The sequence below is a fragment of the Pseudovibrio sp. Alg231-02 genome (assembly GCF_900143565.1).
GTDB lineage: Bacteria > Pseudomonadota > Alphaproteobacteria > Rhizobiales > Stappiaceae > Pseudovibrio.
In genome coordinates this window covers 1-18,177 of sequence record NZ_FREX01000015.1, presented here as the reverse complement: position 1 = coordinate 18,177, position 18,177 = coordinate 1, and the positions used below count along the sequence as shown (strand labels likewise).

Below are 18,177 nucleotides of genomic sequence, written 5' to 3'. Positions count from 1 at the left end.
GACCAGTCGTGGTGAGAATATTTTATGCATTGCTTATGTCTTTGCTTACTACTGGTCAGGCGCATGCTTACTCTTATGCTGCTGCTGGCAAGGAGCCTCTGATTGATGCGCGGGAAGCCATCTATAAAGCTGTGAACGCCGGAGACTTTGAAGCAGCGAAGTTAGCTGCCAACGAGATCTCAGAGGAACTTGCCTATTTGACGACTGATTATGACAGCGGGCTCTCTGAAGCATTTGAAAAGGCCTTAGCCTCTCAAGATACAGCGACAATCGCAGTTGCTATCAATCGCGTTTTTGTTGCCGAGATTACCCGTCGTTTGCAAGCTGGTTCCGAAAACTTGAACGACTATCAGACCGCTAAGGTTCTTGTCGTCAAATCAAAACGCTTCTTCGATGCCATGGCCGGTGAATTGCCGGGCAAGCAACGTCAAGCAGCCGATCAAAGCCTCCGTCAAGCACTTGAAGCCATCGGAAACCCTGGTGTTTTTGGGGTGGGTAAGCGAGAGGCAGATCCTGCCGCTTACAATGCAGCTGTTGAGGACGTCTTAAAGGCGTTGGCAAACTAGTATGTTGCGACTTGGCTGGAGCGCATCTCTCTTTTGCTACGTGACTTTATCTACTTGGTTGCTCCGCCACACACCAAGCATCCCAAGTGATGATGCCTATTTCTTTGTTAATGGCACAATTCGCTTCAGTGTGCTTGAGTTCAGACCGCATTTTCCGGGGTATCCGGGATTTATAGTGCTGAGCAAACTGCTTGTTTTGATGGGCTTGAGTGCGAAGCAAGCGGTCTTCTACCTGAGCCTATTTTCTGCACTGTCTTTACCTCCTCTTGCAGCATGGACTACCCAAGCTTGGGGAGCATCTCATAGAGGTGTGCTGCTGGCCTTCTTCGCAGTTTTGACGCAGCCTTTCCTTCCGCTTGTCGCATTAAGCATGATGAGCGATGCAACAGGTATTGCATTCTTTCTTGCAGCTCTGGCTTTTATGGGTAGAGGCAAACACATCAGGGCAGGGTGCTTTGCAGGGTTTGCTCTGGCCTGCCGGCCATCTTTCATTGTTCCAGTTGCTCTGGCCTTAATCACTGAGTGGTATTTGAAAAGAGAGGCTCGCACAAAACTCTTTATCGCAAGTGCCGGCACATTGCTCGTGTTCTTCGGAGGAGTATTCCTGCTGGAAGGCGAGGCTTACCTGATTGAAGCGCTGCGGTTCACCGAAGGTCATTTCACCGTCTGGGGTAACACGTCATTTGAGCAAACCTTCGAACGTGAAAGCTGGTTGGATGCCTTTGAAAAAGAACCCATAGCTCTCGCAAGCTTGCTCTCTTTTCTCTTCATAGCTGCCCTTGCTTTCCTAACCCGCCCCAAACTCACACCCTTGCTGATAGCAGCAGTTGCTGCCGTACTCTGGACACTACTTGCCCAAAATCCCGAAAATCTCCGCCACGTGCTCCTACCTGCAATTTTGCTAGTTATTTGGTTAGTGAATTCTTCTGGCAAGTGGGCAAAACCTGCTTTGGTTCTTGTCATCGTTTTGCAGCTTGGCATCTGGCCGCAATTTCTAATCAAGCCCGTAATTATCTCACCTCTCAAGCAAGCAGCAGACTTTTTAGGACAACAACCGACCGGAACTCTTGTTACAAATAGAGCCGTTTTCTTTCTTCGAGCCTCATTGCCACAACATAAGATTCATGATGCATTCTTTTTTGACAGTGTGGAATCTGGTTTGCAAAGCCAAAGGCATAGACCAATCTGGAAATTGGTCGGGTCTAAGGCTATGAGCAATGTGTGGTGCAACTCAGAAACGATGTTTGCAGCAAGAGTGCCCGGTGAGAAAGTTTTTAGTTTACAAACGCAGTGCCGTTGATGTCGCATGAACTTTCGAAAGCACCTCTAGTACGTATCTGTCGACATGATTGGTGACGTCAGTCAGATCTTCTCCAGAATCAATTGGAAGATATGGCTTGGAACAAGCAAGGTCAGAACTTGTTTTCAAATGCTCACATAGTGCTGACACGAAGCCTAAATGCAAAAGCTCCCAAATGGGAGCTTTGCTTAACCTCTTTATATACCATGAGGTTAAATGGTGAGCCCACACGGGCTCAAACCGTGGACCTACGGATTAAGAAGCGCTTCAGAGGGATGCGCTCTTTTGCGTTGAAGATCGATTAAATACTATAAATCAAAGAGTTGTAGAAAAATATTTACGCCTGCCTACCTTGCTTTTCACGCTCAATCTCATACATTTGCTTACATAGTGCTGACACAGAACGGTAAGCAGATAGGTTTTGACCGATAACGATTTAGATTCTGTTTTACACAGGTCCTAAAAGAAAACCTTAAAGGTCGTCAGAAACAGCGACAATCGGGAACGTACTTCAACTGATATTTTTGTATGTTTGGTGGCTCCTGTCAGGAGCCGTCAGCTGGAGAGGTTTGTCTATGCCGAACATAACGAAGCGAACGGAGGATGCGGTAAGGCCGACAAGCAAAAAGCAAATCTTCTAGGACAGCAAACTCAAAGGCTTTGACCTTCAAGTGATGCAGAGCGGTGCAAAAACACTCCTTGTGCAATATCGCACAGATGAAGGCCGCTCTCGTCGTATGAGTCTTGGCAGGTATGGTGAGCTAACACCGGATCAAGCCAGGGACTTGGCGACCGACGTGCTAGCAACGGTCCGTAACGGAGATGATCCTCTCTTAAAGCGGGAGAACAAACGAGCTGCTCCCACAGTGAATGTACTTCTTGATGTTTACATGAGCAAACATGTGCGGGTTCAAAACAAACCCAAGACAATGAGCGTCTCCTTAAACGGTGTGTTCGCTCACGATTGGGATACATGAAACTCAGCTCTGTCAGACAACAAGATATTGCAAAGCTGAATCACGCGTTGAGAGCAACACCACGTCAAGCCAATCAAGTTCTGGCGGTCTTATCAAAGGCGTTCAATCTTGCTGAAGTATGGGGCCTAAGGCCAGAGCACAGCAACCCGGTTCGGTTGGTCAAGACTTGGTGCGACCTCTTGTCTGTCATGAGAGCGTGTGGCATGCTCCAACGCCTGAAAATTTATAAAGCGAACTTTTGTCGCGACACGCTTGCAAAAGGATATCAAGATTATCGCCATTCCCGTCTACAGCTCGCTCCAAATAGTCTCATAGCTAAGCACTCTTCCCTGCGTCACCAGAAGATCTTCAACATCGCGCTGGCTTATGGCGAACGGATGATAGACCTAAACCGCTTAGCCAATGATACTGCGTGGGAAACGATAGCCTTTGAGACGAGGAAAAGTGTCAAGATCGAGCATAGTTATCAACTGCCCGAGGCAGCTAGAAGCAACAAGTTGGCAGTGCCTGGCATGAATCTGAAGAATAAGCTTCGGCATTCATCAAGCTCACCACTTACGTAACGTCCGCTTAACATTGTGAAGCTTCAGAGCCTGCGCCAGGTTAAGCGTCTTTGTTGGGTTTGGAACTTACAAACTATGGCCGCCATCAACAGGCTCCAGCAGTTCGATCATGTTTCCAAAGGGGTCATGGACCTTCTTGCGGTCGTGGCCGAAGAGGATTGTGTCATCCGTTACCGTGACAGACGCTGCCCGTAGGTTCTTCGCCAAAGCTGCCAGGTCATCGACAACAAGTCCTGGGTGGCCAACTGTTACTGGCGCAAATGGTTCACTGCCGAGCAAATGCAAATTGACCGAACCTGATGAGAACCAACAACCGGCATGGCTACTCGCTTCTTGAGGGCGTTCTATTTCTTTAAAACCTAGTAAGGTGCCATAAAACCGCCTCGCATCTTCAACACCATCGGGTGGGATCGGCAGCGCGAAATGCTGCATGAGCAGTACCGTCATCTTCAGATCCTTTGCGTCTGCATCCACAACGACCTTCTTATCAAACTACAATATGAGTTAGCTTTCTAAATTGGCGATAATTTAAACAAGTGTGAGCTGAAAAGCCAAGTGCGTACAGAGAGCTTGCTTGGCTCATCAACTTATGTGGTTATGGCTTTGTTGCACGGCCAAAAGAAAAGATTAACCCAGACATCTATGGAATGTCTGGGATACGTCGTCGTTCGTTTACCGGTTTGCGACTTGGTAAGCGGTAACCATCAAGACCAACAGTCATGTTTGCCGTCTAAACACGCCGGACAGATGACCGCATATGATGATTGCTCAAATCAGATCAATATGCCTCGCAAGGCAGAAGCCACTCACATGGAACACTCGCTCAGCCTCTCACTGCCGGTAACTAAGGTGCCCTTATAACCTTGCATGCGTTCATTCGTAACATCAGGGGCTCTCAACTCGAACACTTGATAAAGCTTTGACAAGTGCCAGGATCTCATCGGCAAAGTTGTCCGATTGAACTGGGCGGTTATGGAAAACTGTTCGGTTGAGAAGTATTGCTGGTACGAGCTCTGCTAGCAGATCCAATTGAGGATGATCAGAACCCAATAGCCTGGCAAAAAGCTGGCGAAGTGGTTTATCGTCATATCGATCACGAATAGCGTTAGCAATACCCTTATCCTCCCTCAATGCTGAGATTACTCCGGGAAGTAAATCTGGTTTTGAAGCATAAAACTCAGTTTTCTCCCGAATAACAGATGCCAAATCCGCTGCGGCGTCATCACTGGAGGGAAGTGGAGGGTCAGGAAAAGCGCGAATAGCGTCAGTTACTAAGGCTTCTTTTGTTTCCCACCTTCGGTATATCGTACCGAGCCCACTTCCGGCTTTTTCTGCCACATCCTGAACTCGAAGTTTATCAAACCCATGTTCGATAATTAACTCAGCCGTTGCAGCAAGAATAGCGTCGGTCCTGTTACGATCCCGCTTACGACCGCGGGTAAGCTCAGCTCGCTGGCCTGATCTCTTATTCATGAAGACTTCCTAATTACTGCAAAGGTTGATTTCCATGTCAAACTTCTATATCGCTTATTCGGTAACTAACAATTCCGGAATTATATATTTCCGAATAGGAGTGGCCATGAGTTCTAAAAAAGCTTCAATTATCAAGCAAGCGAGTATGGTGCTCAACACTTTCACACCACAACGAAGGAAACCAAGTCCCGTCTATGCAATCCCTGAAGAAGACAAGCACATATCAGGTAAGACAATTGTGTTTACGGGTGGAACTGATGGTATGGGGCGAGCCGCTGTTAGTACACTGCATAAGCTCGGGGCAAACCTGATCATCTTAGGTCGCAATGAAGAAAAAGGGATGGCAGTTGCACGCGAGCTAAATGCCATTGATGGAGGGTTTGCGCAGTTTCTATCCTGTGATCTCGCATCAATGGAGAGCATTCGCTGTTGTGCTGAACGTATCATTGCCACTCACAAGCGCATAGACGTCCTAGTCAATTGCGCAGGTGCTCAAGTCCCAAAACGCACCATCACAGCAGATGGGTTGGAGAAGATGTGGGCGATTAATTATATTGGCCCCTTTTTGCTTACGAACCTTTTGCTAGAGCGTCTCAAAACCTCTGCACCGTCAAGAATTGTGAATGTTTCCTCCGAAACGGAAGCACTAGGCCATATTAATTTTGAAGATCTCCAAACGAAACACGGCTTTGATGCGCTAAAACCCTATGCTCAGGCAAAGCTCGCGCTCAATGCGTTTACAGTTGAGCTGGCTGAGCAATTAGAAAGCTCAGGAGTCACTGTAAACGCGCTTAATCCCGGCTTCATTCGTTCCAACTTGCTGCGGGATCTAAAAGGCATTCCAGGTATTTTTCGGCTCATCATGCGCATTTTTGCCTCTCCACCGGAAGTAGGAGCTGATCGCATAGTAAGGCTCGCTATTTCGTCGCGATACAGCAGTGTAACTGGCACCTATACAGATGAAGACAAGATTTCTGAGCCCAATCCGGAAGCGAAAGACACAAGTATCAGAACAAAGCTTATGCAGATAAGTGATGCTTCAACGGCTAGATGGAGAGCATCTTTATCAGAAGCCTGCAAATGATCCGTCAATCTCTGCAGTGAAGTAGATGTAGATATAAATTTTGTTATAATATAGCAATATTGGCTGAGATTTCCGCACTAAATTAGTAAAATTATAGTATAAATCAAAATACATCACTTGTGCAAGATGTACATATGAATATTGATAGTATGTGGATAGTGTATATCGTAATTCGATAATTTCAATTATCGGAAAAGATTCGCATGTCTACCAGATATAACTCCAATAAATCTATATTAGTGGAAAAGGGAGATGCTCCTGCCCACTTTGATACTCCGTACACTCTTACCCCGAAGGATACTTTCTATGGGTCTTTGAAAAGAGGCGGAGATTCAGATTTTGTTGCGATTGTCCTTGAGGCGGGGGTTGAGTACACGATCACCATGGACAATGAAGGATCCAATGGGCCATCGGACACAAGTTTGGTCCTGTTCGATCCCAACTCCAGGCCTGTCGCGTCAGACACTGAAAATGGGAATGGTAGTAGATCCGAAGTCACTTTCACACCTGAGGAACGCGGCACCTATTATGTTTTGGCTACCATTGGTGCAGAGGGAAATTCTTTTGGAGACTATCAGCTTAGTATAACCGAGGAAGCTGGCTCTACTGAAGTGCCGGTAGATCCAGACGCTTTTTCAAATGACCAGATTGCACATCAGTTGTCTGATGCATATTGGGGATATCGCCGGGCATTTGATGTGGAACCTGGAGAGGCGATCTCGGTCAATATTTCTGGTTTGACAGATACCGGCCAATACCTGGCAAAGAATGCTCTTGACGCATGGTCAATGATGACTGGCATCAATTTCGAATTTACAGATACCTATGCAAAGATAAACTTCGACGACAATTATGGAGGAGCCTATGCAAGCTCCAACACCTTTTATGGTGAAATTGAGCGATCATTCGTCAATGTTAGCGCGGACTGGGTTGATCGATATGGAGCGGACTTAAACTCGTACTCCTATCAGACATATATTCACGAAATCGGACATGAGCTGGGGCTGGGGCATGCCGGCCATTATAACGGAGATGCTACATTCGGCGTAGACAATCATTATTCCAATGATTCCTGGCAAGCGACAGTCATGTCATATTTTAGTCAGCAGGGAAACACGAACATCGATGCCAGTTATGCGTATGTGGTCACGCCTATGATCGCCGACATTCTTGCTATGCAAGATCTTTATGGAACGGCAGGTAACTTGCGTACTGACGACACCATCTATGGCGAAAACTCCAATGCTGGAGGATATTACGATGATATCGCTGGCATGGTTCCGGTGACCTTCACCATTCTGGATGATGGTGGCAACGATAGCATCAACTTCAGCTCTGTGACTAGTGATCAGCGGATTTCTCTTGTCGAGGAAACCTATTCAGATGTTCAGGGCTTGAAGGGCAATCTTGCCATTATGCGTGGAACCGTGATTGAAAATGCATATACCGGTTCTGGGGATGACGAACTGATTGGCAACGACGCTCACAACAAGCTTTTTGCAAATGAAGGTCACGATTTGCTGGATGGTGGGCGTGGCAATGACTGGCTCTATGGCGGCAGCGGGATAGATCAGCTCAAAGGTGGCAAAGGCAAGGACAGGCTTTACGGCGAAGATGGTCGAGATACTCTGGATGGAGGAGTGGGCAACGATAGGCTCTACGGCGGGAAAGGCGATGATAACCTGCTTGGAGGCAATGGAAACGATCGTTTAGATGGCGGCATAGGCAATGACGAGCTTGATGGTGGAAAGGGGAGTGACCTCCTAACAGGAGGCATCGGTGATGACATACTTTCCGGTGGTAAAGGCAAAGACACTTTCATCTTTGCGGCTAACTCTGGAGATGACAGGATTACCGACTTTTCGAGCGGGCTAGATGTCATCAAGTTTATTAAGAATAGCGTCACCAGTCTTGAAGAACTCACCATTTTGGCTTCAGAGGATGGCGCGCTCATTTCCTACCAAGGTGGTTCCATCGTGTTGTCCGATATCGGTGCTGATCTAATCAGCGCTGATGACTTTATGTTCGTGTAAATAAAGTGTGCTCCAAGCGCTTGTTCTTCTTACAATTTTCTTGGAGCACAGTTCAACGTCAGGCTGTTATGCATAGAGTGCGGCAGCATCTGAGGAGCTACTGTCATGTCTGCGCTATTTTTGAGCAGATGAAGAGAGAAAACAGCTGGCTGCACGAGAGCTTCCGAGGTTAACGCAAAGCATTCAAGTAAAGCCGCCTACTCCAAATGCCAGGGCCCGGTAGCCTGTTCAAAATCCTGCTGCATTGCGTCAGTCATTAAACTTGCGCGGGATCGTAGCATCTTTGCTGCAGTCAAAATTAGCTCACAAGATATAGAATTGTGTTTTGAGGCATGGTGCTGGATGCCCCTCTATGATGACCATGAGGCTCTGATATTTCACCGAACTCATTTGTAGCAATGATTGAAATGTCGCATGTAATTTTTGACAGTCCACCCATTATTAATGCAAGATTTTGGTCGCCTTCATCGAACGCTCTCAAACAAGCAGACTCGCGAACAAGTAATTTTCTTTTTAAATGCAAGCAGCTTGGAGGTGCCTTAAGCTCTTAGAAACTGTCTTATTCACCAAAGTCCCCATTACACGCGGCTTGTGTCAGTATAGATACCGATAATTGGCTGTGACTTATAACAGCAATTCTTACTTGATTACGTTAGTCATCACATTCCCTTATGTAGTTAGTGAAGTGATCCATCTGTAACCAACTAAAAACAGAACGCACCTTAAAATGCGATTGGCGGCAACAGGAACGGAATGGCAGATTGCAAATCTTAAAGGTTTAGGATTTGCCTGTATTCAATGTGTCGTATTTCTGGCAATTCTAATCGGTAGCTTCTTCATTTTTGCGCTTTTTGCTACGAGCTACTGTAACGCCCAAACGGACCGGACCGCCCCACTTATCCGTATTGAAGGCGCTATAGGGCCGGCCACTGCTGACTATGTGACACGTGGCCTCCAATCCGCCCAGGAAGATGGAGCCACGCTTGTCATTCTCACTTTGAACACCCCTGGCGGTCTAGACACTGCAATGCGCACCATCGTCCATGCCATTCTGGCATCGTCGGTTCCAGTTGTTGGGTATGTTGCACCGAGCGGTGCCCGTGCGGCCAGTGCCGGAACCTATATTCTGTACGCATGCCATATTGCTGCCATGGCACCGGGAACCAATCTTGGTGCAGCTACACCGGTTCAGGTAGGTGGTGGTTTTCCCGGATCAGAAGGCTCTGACAACGACGAGGACGCAGAGACAAGTGCGGCTCCGTCCTCCTCCGACAAAGCTATCAGCGATGCAAAGGCTTATATCAAGAGCCTTGCCCAGTTGAGGAACCGAAACTCAGAGTGGGCGGAAAAGGCGGTCAGCGAAGCTGCCAGCCTAACGGCGGTCGATGCTCTTGAGGAAGGGGTCATCGACTTTATTGCCGATAGTCAAACCGATCTTCTTCAGCAATTAAATGAGAGGTCCGTGGAGTTGCCAGAAGGGCAGATTACGCTCAAAACTGATAATTTGACGATTATTCCGGTGGAACCAGATTGGCGGACCGAGTTTCTTTCTGTCATCACTAAACCGAGTGTTGCCTATATCCTGTTTCTTATCGGCATCTATGGCATCGTTCTGGAATTTTACAGCCCTGGTATTTTCATCGCAGGGATTACCGGTGTGATCTGCCTGCTTTTGGCGCTCTACGCCTTTCAGCTGCTGCCAGTCAACTATGCCGGACTGGCTTTAATTCTTGTCGGGCTTGGTCTTATGATCGCTGAAGTACTTGCGCCTGGCTTTGGCGTGCTCGGACTGGGTGGTGCCGTCGCCTTTGTGCTGGGTTCAATCATGCTGATCGACAGTGACACTCCAGAACTGGAGGTATCTCCTATGTTGATTGGGTCGATCGCAGCTGTTAGTGCCGGCGTTTTTCTCGTCATTCTTTATCTTCTTATGCGCTCCAAGGGCCGGGCCGTCGTAACAGGGCGGGAAGAAATGCTCAGCAGTAAAGCCGTGGTTTTGGACTGGAATGGAAGAGAGGGGCACGTCAGAGTTCATGGTGAAGTATGGCAAGCAACAAGTACAACGCCTTTAATGCTGGGCCACACCGTCGAAGTATCGGCTATTGAGGGGTTAACCCTCACCGTCTCTCCCCTTAAAAGTGAGGACCAGTCATGAACGAACTGCTTAATTATTCCTGGACTTTGACTGTACTGATTCCACTCTTGATTGTTTTCTCGTCATTGAAGATTTTGCGGGAGTATGAGCGAGGTGTGATCTTCCTGCTAGGGCGTTTTTGGAAAGTAAAGGGTCCAGGTTTGATCATCGTTCTTCCGGGTATAATGCAGATGGTTCGGGTGGATCTGCGCACACGCGTCTTAGACGTGCCTGAGCAGGACGTAATTTCACGCGACAATGTCTCCGTCAAAGTCAATGCCGTCGTGTATTTTCGCGCCGTGGACGCTGAACGGGCGATTATACAGGTTGAGGATTTCCTTCAGGCGACCACCCAACTGGCCCAGACAACGCTGCGCTCGGTTGCAGGTCAGCATGAGCTTGACGAAATGCTCGCATCGAGAGATCGGTTAAACGCTGACATTCAGCGTATTCTGGATGAACAGACGGAAACCTGGGGTATAAAGGTGTCAAATGTGGAGTTGAAGCACATTGACCTTGATGACCGCATGATCCGGGCAATCGCAAAGCAGGCGGAAGCTGAGCGGCTACGCCGCGCCAAGGTCATCGACGCGCAGGGCGAACAGCAAGCGGCGGAAAAGTTTCTAGAAGCCGCCGGAATTCTCTCTCAGAACGATCAAGCCATGCAGCTGCGTTATCTGACAACCCTGCAGACAATCGCGAGCGATAGAAGTAATACGATTGTCTTTCCAATGCCAATGGAACTGATAGGCCGACCAATCGCAAAGAGTCCTGCCGAAGAGCAAAAATGAGGCAGTGTTTCCGAGTAGCACCGTGCACTACTACTTCAAGCGTTTCTCCTGTGATGGCACTCTGAAACGGGCTCATGAAGCTCTTTATCAGCAAACTCGCCAGCTGGAAGGGCGTGAGGACAGTCCAACCTTCGCAATTATTGACAGTCAGTCAGCGAAAACCGGCCCGGATGCCCGCGGCGATGTCGGCTATGACGCCGGAAAGAAAGTTAAAGGGCGCAAGCGCCATATCCTCGTTGATATTCTTGGACTTGTTTTGAATAGCAAGGTCCATTCAGCGGGTATTCAGGACCGCGATGGCCTCGCCAGTGTCTGCCAAAAGGTGACATCCCGCTTTCCCTTTCTTGAAGTAATCTGTGCTGATGGAGGATATCAGGGGAAAATTGCAGCAAAGGCGAGCCCGCGGCCGCTCCAAATCGTCAAGCCAAACCAGAAAGGGTTTCAAGTACTTCCAAAACGCTGGATCGTAGAGCGCACGTTCGCCTGGCTTGGCATAAACCGCAGGTTGTCAAAGGATTTGGAACGATATGCAAAAACCACAGAAGCTCTAATGAACGTTGCAATGATCAAGCTGATGGTTCGAAGAATTGCTCGATATGGCTATTCTTGAACAGACTCTAAGAGCTTCTCGAGGTAAAGAAATTATGAGCCCTGCAATTCAGAATGAGCTAGAATTCGACCATCGGACGTTCCCATTATGAGTTGAATCGCGCTCACCTGTAGGCTTCTTCAGTAGCAGATATGAGCGATCTGGAAAATTATGACCATTACTGGATATTCGGTTCAGTGCAGGGTTCCCACCAGTTTTATGTTCTTGCTATTTCTAATTGTGTGCGTCCTCACTAGGCCTAGTGAGGACGATAATCCACTTAAGCGGGATCCAACGACCTTGTGCGGAACGTAAAATCCAAAAGGAACTTCATTTAGACCCTTTACAGAAAAACAGAGAAAATCTGTAGTTGGTCAACTCATGTTGGAAAATCAGTCGTAAGTAATAGTTTCATCTTTACGAAGAAATTTTCCAACAGCAGCATCCTCTTAAAATTTGTAACTGGCTCGCCCCTGCACTGTGTCACGCGAGGTGTTGCCTGAAAAGCTCCCTGCGTAGGTTACTGATGCAGTTAGGTTTCCTCTGGAAAGGGTGAAGCCAACAGAGGTATTCAGGTATGTACGGTCTGCCCCGAAGCTGAGTTCTTCATTACCGCCTGCCTGATAAATCTCACCTTCAACTTCGTTGTCGGTCAGAGCGTGAAGGACACCAACTTTTGCGTTGGGCTGCACTGTCCAATCTCCCAGATCAAAGTTGTGGGCCCAGGCGAGGTTTGCAGAAAGGTAGAGATCATTGTCATTCACAGCACTGTAACGGGTATCAAGACTACTTGTGCCTGATGCGGCGAAACCATCTTGATTAAGCCATACGTGCGTCAAAGCAACTTCAGGGGTGAAATGATTACCAGCAAGCTCTGCGTCGTACATCACTGACAAGCGCGTGGAGAGTGTGCTCGTTGTGAATTCCCCTGCTCTGGAACCAGTACTTGTGGTGTTGGCAAACTCGTTATCGGAGTGCGTATAAAGAGAGCTCAGGCCGAGCAGTGTGGAACCGTAGTGATAGGAAATCTGAGTGCCAACGGCATAGCTTTTTATGTCTTCAGATCCATCGTCAAGCCTTGCACCTGCGAAATCCAGTTTCCCATGTCCGTAGTAACCACTTACGCCAACAAAAATGTTGTCAGTTACAGAACTGTTCAGTCCAATCAGCAATCCCTGAGAACGAGAGTTATAACCAACAGGATCATAAGTGGCTGCTTGCTGGGAAACGGAACCTTGCATGTACAGCTGCGTTGTCTTTTCAAACCCATCACCAAACACATCTGATGGCGCAACTTTAGCAATTTTAGTTTGACCCTCGGTTTTTTTGGGGACCGAGGCATAGCTGTTGTAATCCTGCTTTGATTGAGCGGGTGATTTCAAGCCGTTGAGCCTGAGATGCTGCTTTTGTCCATCAATCTGATCTTGCAGGTTTAAAGCCATTTGCCGTGTTGCTACAGCTGAAATAAGTGCGGAGGAGCTTTCTGGTGTAAAGTTAAACGTGATTTTCTGTTCACCTGCTGTGGCCGTTTGGTCCTCAAATTCAACAGTCCAGTCAGAGCCAAGCTGGGCACGTAGTAGGTTGATGTTCGCGAGATCCTCAAACTGACCTTCTGTCAGTGTCTTGTTTTCTACCAGGCTTGGCAGAGTGTAACCGCCTTCCTGCAGATCAGCAGGGTCAACGTATACATATAGAGCCGCGTCATCAAAGGTAACATTGTCACCAGTGTTTGATTGTATTGTTCCTTCATAATCAGTGAGCTGCAGATCAGATGCCAGAACTACGCCATAGTTGGTTATGCTTAAATCAAAACCATCGGTGTATACCTGATAGGCTTCACTGTCTGCATCGCCTGATGCGCTGGCGAGAATAAGTCCTTGAGAGTCTAGGATCAGGTCATTCTGGAGATAAACACCGTAAGCCCGCGCTTTTGCATTGGTGCCACCATTCAATACTGATTGAGCCCTCGCAGAAATGGTACCAGTGTTTGTGAGCGTTCCAGATGCCTGTTCGACACCATAGGCCGTTGCTCGGTCTCCATAACTCGTTGCCTGTGCCGTGATGGTAGCACTGTTGCTTCCAAGGTTACCGTTCAAGCCATAAGAATAGACAAAATCACCCAAAGAATTGCCATCCGCTGTACCGCTAATCGCTTGGGCAATAATGTTGCCGCTGTTTTGTCCGACATTTGCGCGGATGCCATAAGCATATGCAAAACGAGTTTCGCTAAGAGACAGGGCTTTGACCTGCTGAGTATTTTCAGTGACCTCTGCACCCTCAATGCCAGTCGCATAGACGAAATCGCCTTTGGACACTGCAAGAGCGGTTACTTTGCCCTGGTTCACAAGTGAAACGGCATCATTAAGGCCCGTTGCATAAACAAAGTCTTCTGAGTGGCTCTCAACGTGGATCTGACCTGTGTTCAAGCCCGTGGCGCCATCAATGCCATAGGCATAAGCGCCTGTATTACCTGCACCAGTATCAATTGTCCCGGCACGTGAAAGAACGGTAATATTGCCAGAGTTTACACCTACATCCCCCTGAATACCAAAGGCTCTGGCGAGGAGCGAGCCATCACTCAGGTTTTTACCGGTTGCCCCGTTGGCTTCCACGTAGATGTCACCAGTGTTTTCGGTGGTGCTTGCCTGAATACCGTAGGCTTTTACCGTTGCATCCACATTATGAGTATTTGACGTCCCCGTAATTACACCGGCATTTGCGATGACGCGAATATCGCCGGAATTCTTAGTGATACTACCGTAAATCGGATCATTGGAATTGTGAGCTGCCAGGTAAATGCCGTAGGCATCTGCAGTGCCATCAATGTCCTTATCTGTTTCAGTGATATCACCAGATTGGGCTAAAGCCTGAATATCGCCTGTGTTTTCAGAAAGAGTGCTTGGAGTGGAACCGCCGTTGTAATCATAGATCCCATAGGCACGGCTGTAATCCGCTTGAGAGACTGCAATGGACGTAACATCTCCGCGGTTGGTGTCAACTTTACCATCGATACCTTTTGCACGCGCATCATCTTGTTCGGAAACAGCCTTGGCAAAAATTTTTCCGGTGTTCTCTCCTAGGTTGCCGCCAGTGATGTCCATACCGGTTGCCTGGACGTAGCTCTCCTTCGAGACGCCACGGGCACTGATGTCTCCCGTGTTGGTTTCAATTGACCCCTCATACACATCAATACCAGTCGCCTGAACATAGCGCTGTTCTGATTGACCATAGACATTAATGGTTCCGCTATTGGTGACAATGTCACCTTCAAAAAGGTCAATTCCTGAAGCCTGTACAGAGTCAGCAACCGAGATCCCTGTCACATCAATGGAGCCAGTATTCGCGGTCAAGTCTCCTTTGTAAGTATCGATGCCGTATGCCTGAACATAATCCTCTGCAGATTCACCGTGAACGATAATGTCGCCGTTGTTTATGCCAACTTCACCCCTGATGCCCGTGGCCTGGACATAAGATCTGACGGTGCTGCCATCACTGGTTCCTGCAACTACCTTAACCCAGATCCTGCCGGAATTGGTGCTGACATCCCCCTGAATGCCATAGGCTTTGGTGATCAGATCAGCGTTGCTAGCACCTGTGACCGAAGAGCCGTTCGCCGTCACCGTAATATTGCCGATGTTATCACCCACATTTGCAAGAATACCAACCGCTTCCACGCGGCCATTTTCGGTGTTGGTCTCCGACGAAGCAGTGAGTTGCGCGCCAGTTGCAGTGGTTGTAATATCGCCTCGGTTCTCAGCAATAGTTCCGTAAATCGGATCATCCGAGTTGTAAGCCTCTAGAAAGATACCATAGGCTTTTGCTGAGGCTTCAATATTACCGTTCATATCATGAGTAGCGCCAGCTTGTGCTGCGACACTAATGTTGCCGCTGTTGCTGGAGATATTGTCAGGGACAGAATCTCTTTGATAGCTATGCAGGCCATAAGCACGAGCGAATGTGCTGTAGTTGTCGGTACCTGCATTAGCTTCGGCCGTGATGGCACCTTCGTTGATGTTAACGGCACCACTGATGCCATAGGCCTGAGCATAATCATTTGTCGAGGTCGCTGAAACAGTAAGCGCTCCAGAATTAGTGGAAGTGTCCCCCTGCACACCATAGGCATAGGCATGCTCAGATGCAGTTGCCGAGATCACCATAACACCACTGTTGGCGGTGACATTACCTTGAACGCCGTAGGCATAAGCGTAGGCTTCTTCACTGACACTGGTGGAACTCAGGTCACCGGTGTTATTCCCCACATCCCCTTGTATCGAATAGGCGTAGGCTTGTTCCTTGGTGCTTCTTGCAGTTGATTGAATATCACCTGTGTTTTCAGCGGCGCCGTTTTGAATGCCAAATGAATAGGCAAAGTCATTGGTTGCTGTTGCTTCAGCTCTTATTCTACCGGAGTTCTTTTGAGTATTTCCCTGAATGCCATGGGCATAGGCGAAGCTATCAACTGACGTGCTCTCGACGTCAATAACGCCCGTGTTGGTGCCCACATTCCCTTGAATTCCATAGGTGTATGCGAAACGTTGCTGAGATGTGGCGGAAATGAGAATGTCGCCGCTATTGGATTCCGTTGCACCTGAAATGCCATAAGCGTTTGCATTTTGTGTGGTGGACTTGGCGCTTACCTTGAGCCCGCCGGTGTTCAGGTCAATGGTCCGGCTGCTTATCCCGTAGGCTTTAACAGGTCCTGTTTCAGCGGAAGCCGTTATATTCAGTTTACCCCTGTTGGTGATCTGCTCACCACGAATTCCATAGGCCTGCGCATTGGCGCTTGTACCAGCCGAGGTGGAAGTGGACGTACCTGCAATTGCTGTAACAGAAATCTTGCCTGAGTTTTCGACGATCGTTCCCTGAAGGCCAGTTGCTTCGGCTGACACATCTGCATCATCATCGGTGGCACCATTTCCGCCCCGCGCCCAAAGCGTGACATCACCGGAGTTCTGGATTTCTCCGCCCTGTATACCCGTTGCAGATGCAGACGAGGAAGCGTCACCGCTTGAAGTCGTGTCACCAGCAGCGGAGTCAATGAGAATGCTCCCGGAGTTGGCAATCTGATCATCTGTCTCAGACCACAAACCAACAGCATCAATAGACAGGTTTTCTGCTGCAGCGGAAGTCTGGCGTGAAAGATAGAGTGTGATATCTACGTTGGAGTTGATCGAGGCAGAAGAAGAAAGCGCTGACAGATACAGTTTACCGGTCAAGGCATCAAAAGCATCAACGCCATTCCAGCTTTGAACAATGTCAAAGGAAGAGGTTGTTCCCGCTTCGATACTGCCAGTCAGTACATCTGTTGAGCCTGAGGTCCTGCGAAAAAACAGCGACCGTTTATCACTGGCTGACCCATCAAACCCCGCGTAGGCATCATTAGGCGCTTGCAATGTAGTGTTGTTGTCAATTGGTTCAGCAGAAACGGTCTGAACCACAACAAATAGAAGACCGCTCAACGCAGTCGTAGAAAACAAACGCTTTATTTGCATATTAAAGATTGCCCACCCCAACATTTAGTATGCAATTAGCAGATAAATTGATGAAGGTGAATGCAAATTTAAGTCAGAATACCAGATCAGCTAGACGATGGCAGGCGGTTTCACACACTCGCTATTCCGGATGACTTTAATCGGGAAGGATTGGTGATCGAGCATTCACAAGTAAAACCCACAAATTGGCTATGAACCTACGACAACGAAGCGGACAAAGACGACCTTCGCCGTACACTTCGATCCGGCGAAGTCGTGCCAACTGCAGCCAGTCACAAAATTCTATCAGGGATTGAAGTGTGCGCTATTGGCATGGTCTGACAGACGAAGCTGAGTTTCAGTGTCGGAGAGTCTGTCAAACCAAAGCTGATGCTCGGCGATTTATGTTAACGCGAGTGCCTTTAACTCCATTGGTTCTTTTAGGAGAGCCAAGGGAAAGGAACCATTGCGTTTGAAACCAATTGTTTCATAGGCCATTCACAGCTTCTTTCGGAATGATGTGCTGTGCTTCAAAGCCAAAAAGACGACCGCGGAAAATGCTCATTGCCTCAACTCCAAATCAGATAAAAAATTAAACATTACGGGCTTTAGAAAATCGAAAATCAATTTTGGGATAGGCCGCTACAATAGCGTCATGCAGCTGTCCGTTCATGTGTCCGTCGTCAAATGAAGTGGAACTGATTAGGCTTTTGAATAATGGAATGCTTGGCCCGTTGTTGTTTTGATGTTATGCCGCTTTTGCGTGGTAGTTCAAGCTGCGATTGAGCAGAGTTTTACGTTTGATCTCACTGCGATGTTGTAAGATGTTGTCGCCCCGTCCCAGATAAGCATCGGCAGGGGTAATGTTGTTCAGGCTCTCGTGGTAGCGATGGTTGTTGTAATGATCAACGAAGGCCTCAACTTGCCGCTCCAGATCCCCTTGTAGGTAATAATTCTCCAGAAGGATGCGGTTCTTCAAAGTCTGATGCCAACGYTCGATTTTGCCCTGTGTCTGCGGGTGATAGGGAGCGCCACGAACATRGGCCATATCCTTGTCCCGGAGCCATTTGGCCAAGTCTGATGAGACATACGAACTGCCATTGTCAGAAAGCAGTCTGGGCTTGTGAATGACTTTAGCGCTCTCACAGCCGGAGGTGTCCAGTGCCTTTTGCAGCGTGGCGGTGACATCCTTGGCC

General features: G+C 48.2%; 13 protein-coding genes. 9 read left to right on the top strand and 4 right to left on the bottom strand.

Annotated features, from left to right (window positions below; translation table 11 throughout):
• Nucleotides 1-8: 8 nt before the first annotated feature.
• From DHN43_RS25440 to DHN43_RS27320, 4 genes are all read left to right on the top strand, one after another.
• Nucleotides 9-566, top strand: coding sequence for a hypothetical protein (locus DHN43_RS25440; RefSeq protein ID WP_108820522.1), 558 nt, complete (start codon nucleotides 9-11; stop codon nucleotides 564-566).
• Nucleotide 567: 1 nt separating this feature from the next.
• Nucleotides 568-1,866 (top strand): hypothetical protein, encoded by a 1,299-nt coding sequence (locus DHN43_RS25435; RefSeq protein WP_108820521.1) that lies wholly within the window; start codon nucleotides 568-570, stop codon nucleotides 1,864-1,866.
• Between the two features lie 674 nt (nucleotides 1,867-2,540).
• The gene (locus DHN43_RS27325) at nucleotides 2,541-2,843 is read left to right on the top strand and encodes an Arm DNA-binding domain-containing protein (protein WP_244277342.1); all 303 of its coding nucleotides are present in this window, start codon (nucleotides 2,541-2,543) and stop codon (nucleotides 2,841-2,843) included.
• A complete protein-coding gene (locus DHN43_RS27320; RefSeq protein ID WP_208995628.1) occupies nucleotides 2,840-3,406 on the top strand; it encodes a hypothetical protein in 567 nt (188 codons plus the stop codon). Before DHN43_RS27325 ends, DHN43_RS27320 begins: the two co-directional genes overlap by 4 nt.
• A 66-nt stretch (nucleotides 3,407-3,472) precedes the next feature.
• On the opposite strand, the gene DHN43_RS25420 is transcribed toward DHN43_RS27320, so the two are convergent.
• Entirely contained in the window at nucleotides 3,473-3,880 is a 408-nt protein-coding gene (locus tag DHN43_RS25420; protein ID WP_108820519.1) for a VOC family protein, read from the bottom strand.
• A gap of 411 nt (nucleotides 3,881-4,291) precedes the next feature.
• Nucleotides 4,292-4,879: a TetR/AcrR family transcriptional regulator gene (locus DHN43_RS25415; protein WP_108820518.1), complete on the bottom strand. Its 588-nt coding sequence runs from the start codon at nucleotides 4,877-4,879 to the stop codon at nucleotides 4,292-4,294.
• A gap of 34 nt (nucleotides 4,880-4,913) precedes the next feature.
• Between DHN43_RS25415 and DHN43_RS25410 the strand changes: the two genes are divergently transcribed.
• The 5 genes from DHN43_RS25410 (at nucleotide 4,914) to DHN43_RS25390 (ending at nucleotide 11,531) form a co-directional block, all read left to right on the top strand.
• Nucleotides 4,914-5,963, top strand: coding sequence for an SDR family NAD(P)-dependent oxidoreductase (locus tag DHN43_RS25410; RefSeq protein ID WP_108820517.1), 1,050 nt, complete (start codon nucleotides 4,914-4,916; stop codon nucleotides 5,961-5,963).
• Between the two features lie 203 nt (nucleotides 5,964-6,166).
• Complete coding sequence (locus DHN43_RS25405; RefSeq protein WP_108820516.1) at nucleotides 6,167-7,996, top strand: M10 family metallopeptidase C-terminal domain-containing protein; 1,830 nt, start codon at nucleotides 6,167-6,169, stop codon at nucleotides 7,994-7,996.
• A 727-nt stretch (nucleotides 7,997-8,723) separates the two neighbouring features.
• Nucleotides 8,724-10,151 carry an NfeD family protein gene (locus DHN43_RS25400; RefSeq protein WP_108820515.1) on the top strand — a complete coding sequence of 476 codons (1,428 nt, stop codon included), beginning with the start codon at nucleotides 8,724-8,726 and terminating at the stop codon, nucleotides 10,149-10,151.
• Nucleotides 10,148-10,921, top strand: coding sequence for a slipin family protein (locus DHN43_RS25395; protein ID WP_057465624.1), 774 nt, complete (start codon nucleotides 10,148-10,150; stop codon nucleotides 10,919-10,921). The genes DHN43_RS25400 and DHN43_RS25395 overlap by 4 nt, the downstream gene beginning before the upstream one ends.
• A 4-nt stretch (nucleotides 10,922-10,925) precedes the next feature.
• Complete coding sequence (locus DHN43_RS25390) at nucleotides 10,926-11,531, top strand: IS5 family transposase (protein WP_159096988.1); 606 nt, start codon at nucleotides 10,926-10,928, stop codon at nucleotides 11,529-11,531.
• A 428-nt stretch (nucleotides 11,532-11,959) separates the two neighbouring features.
• Here DHN43_RS25390 and DHN43_RS25385 read toward each other — a convergent pair whose 3' ends face one another.
• Together DHN43_RS25385 and DHN43_RS25380 are read right to left on the bottom strand one after the other, a co-directional pair.
• Nucleotides 11,960-17,002 (bottom strand): autotransporter domain-containing protein, encoded by a 5,043-nt coding sequence (locus tag DHN43_RS25385; RefSeq protein ID WP_108820513.1) that lies wholly within the window; start codon nucleotides 17,000-17,002, stop codon nucleotides 11,960-11,962.
• Between the two features lie 727 nt (nucleotides 17,003-17,729).
• A partial coding sequence (locus DHN43_RS25380) for an integrase core domain-containing protein (protein ID WP_159096987.1) occupies nucleotides 17,730-18,177 on the bottom strand: 448 nt, incomplete at its 5' end.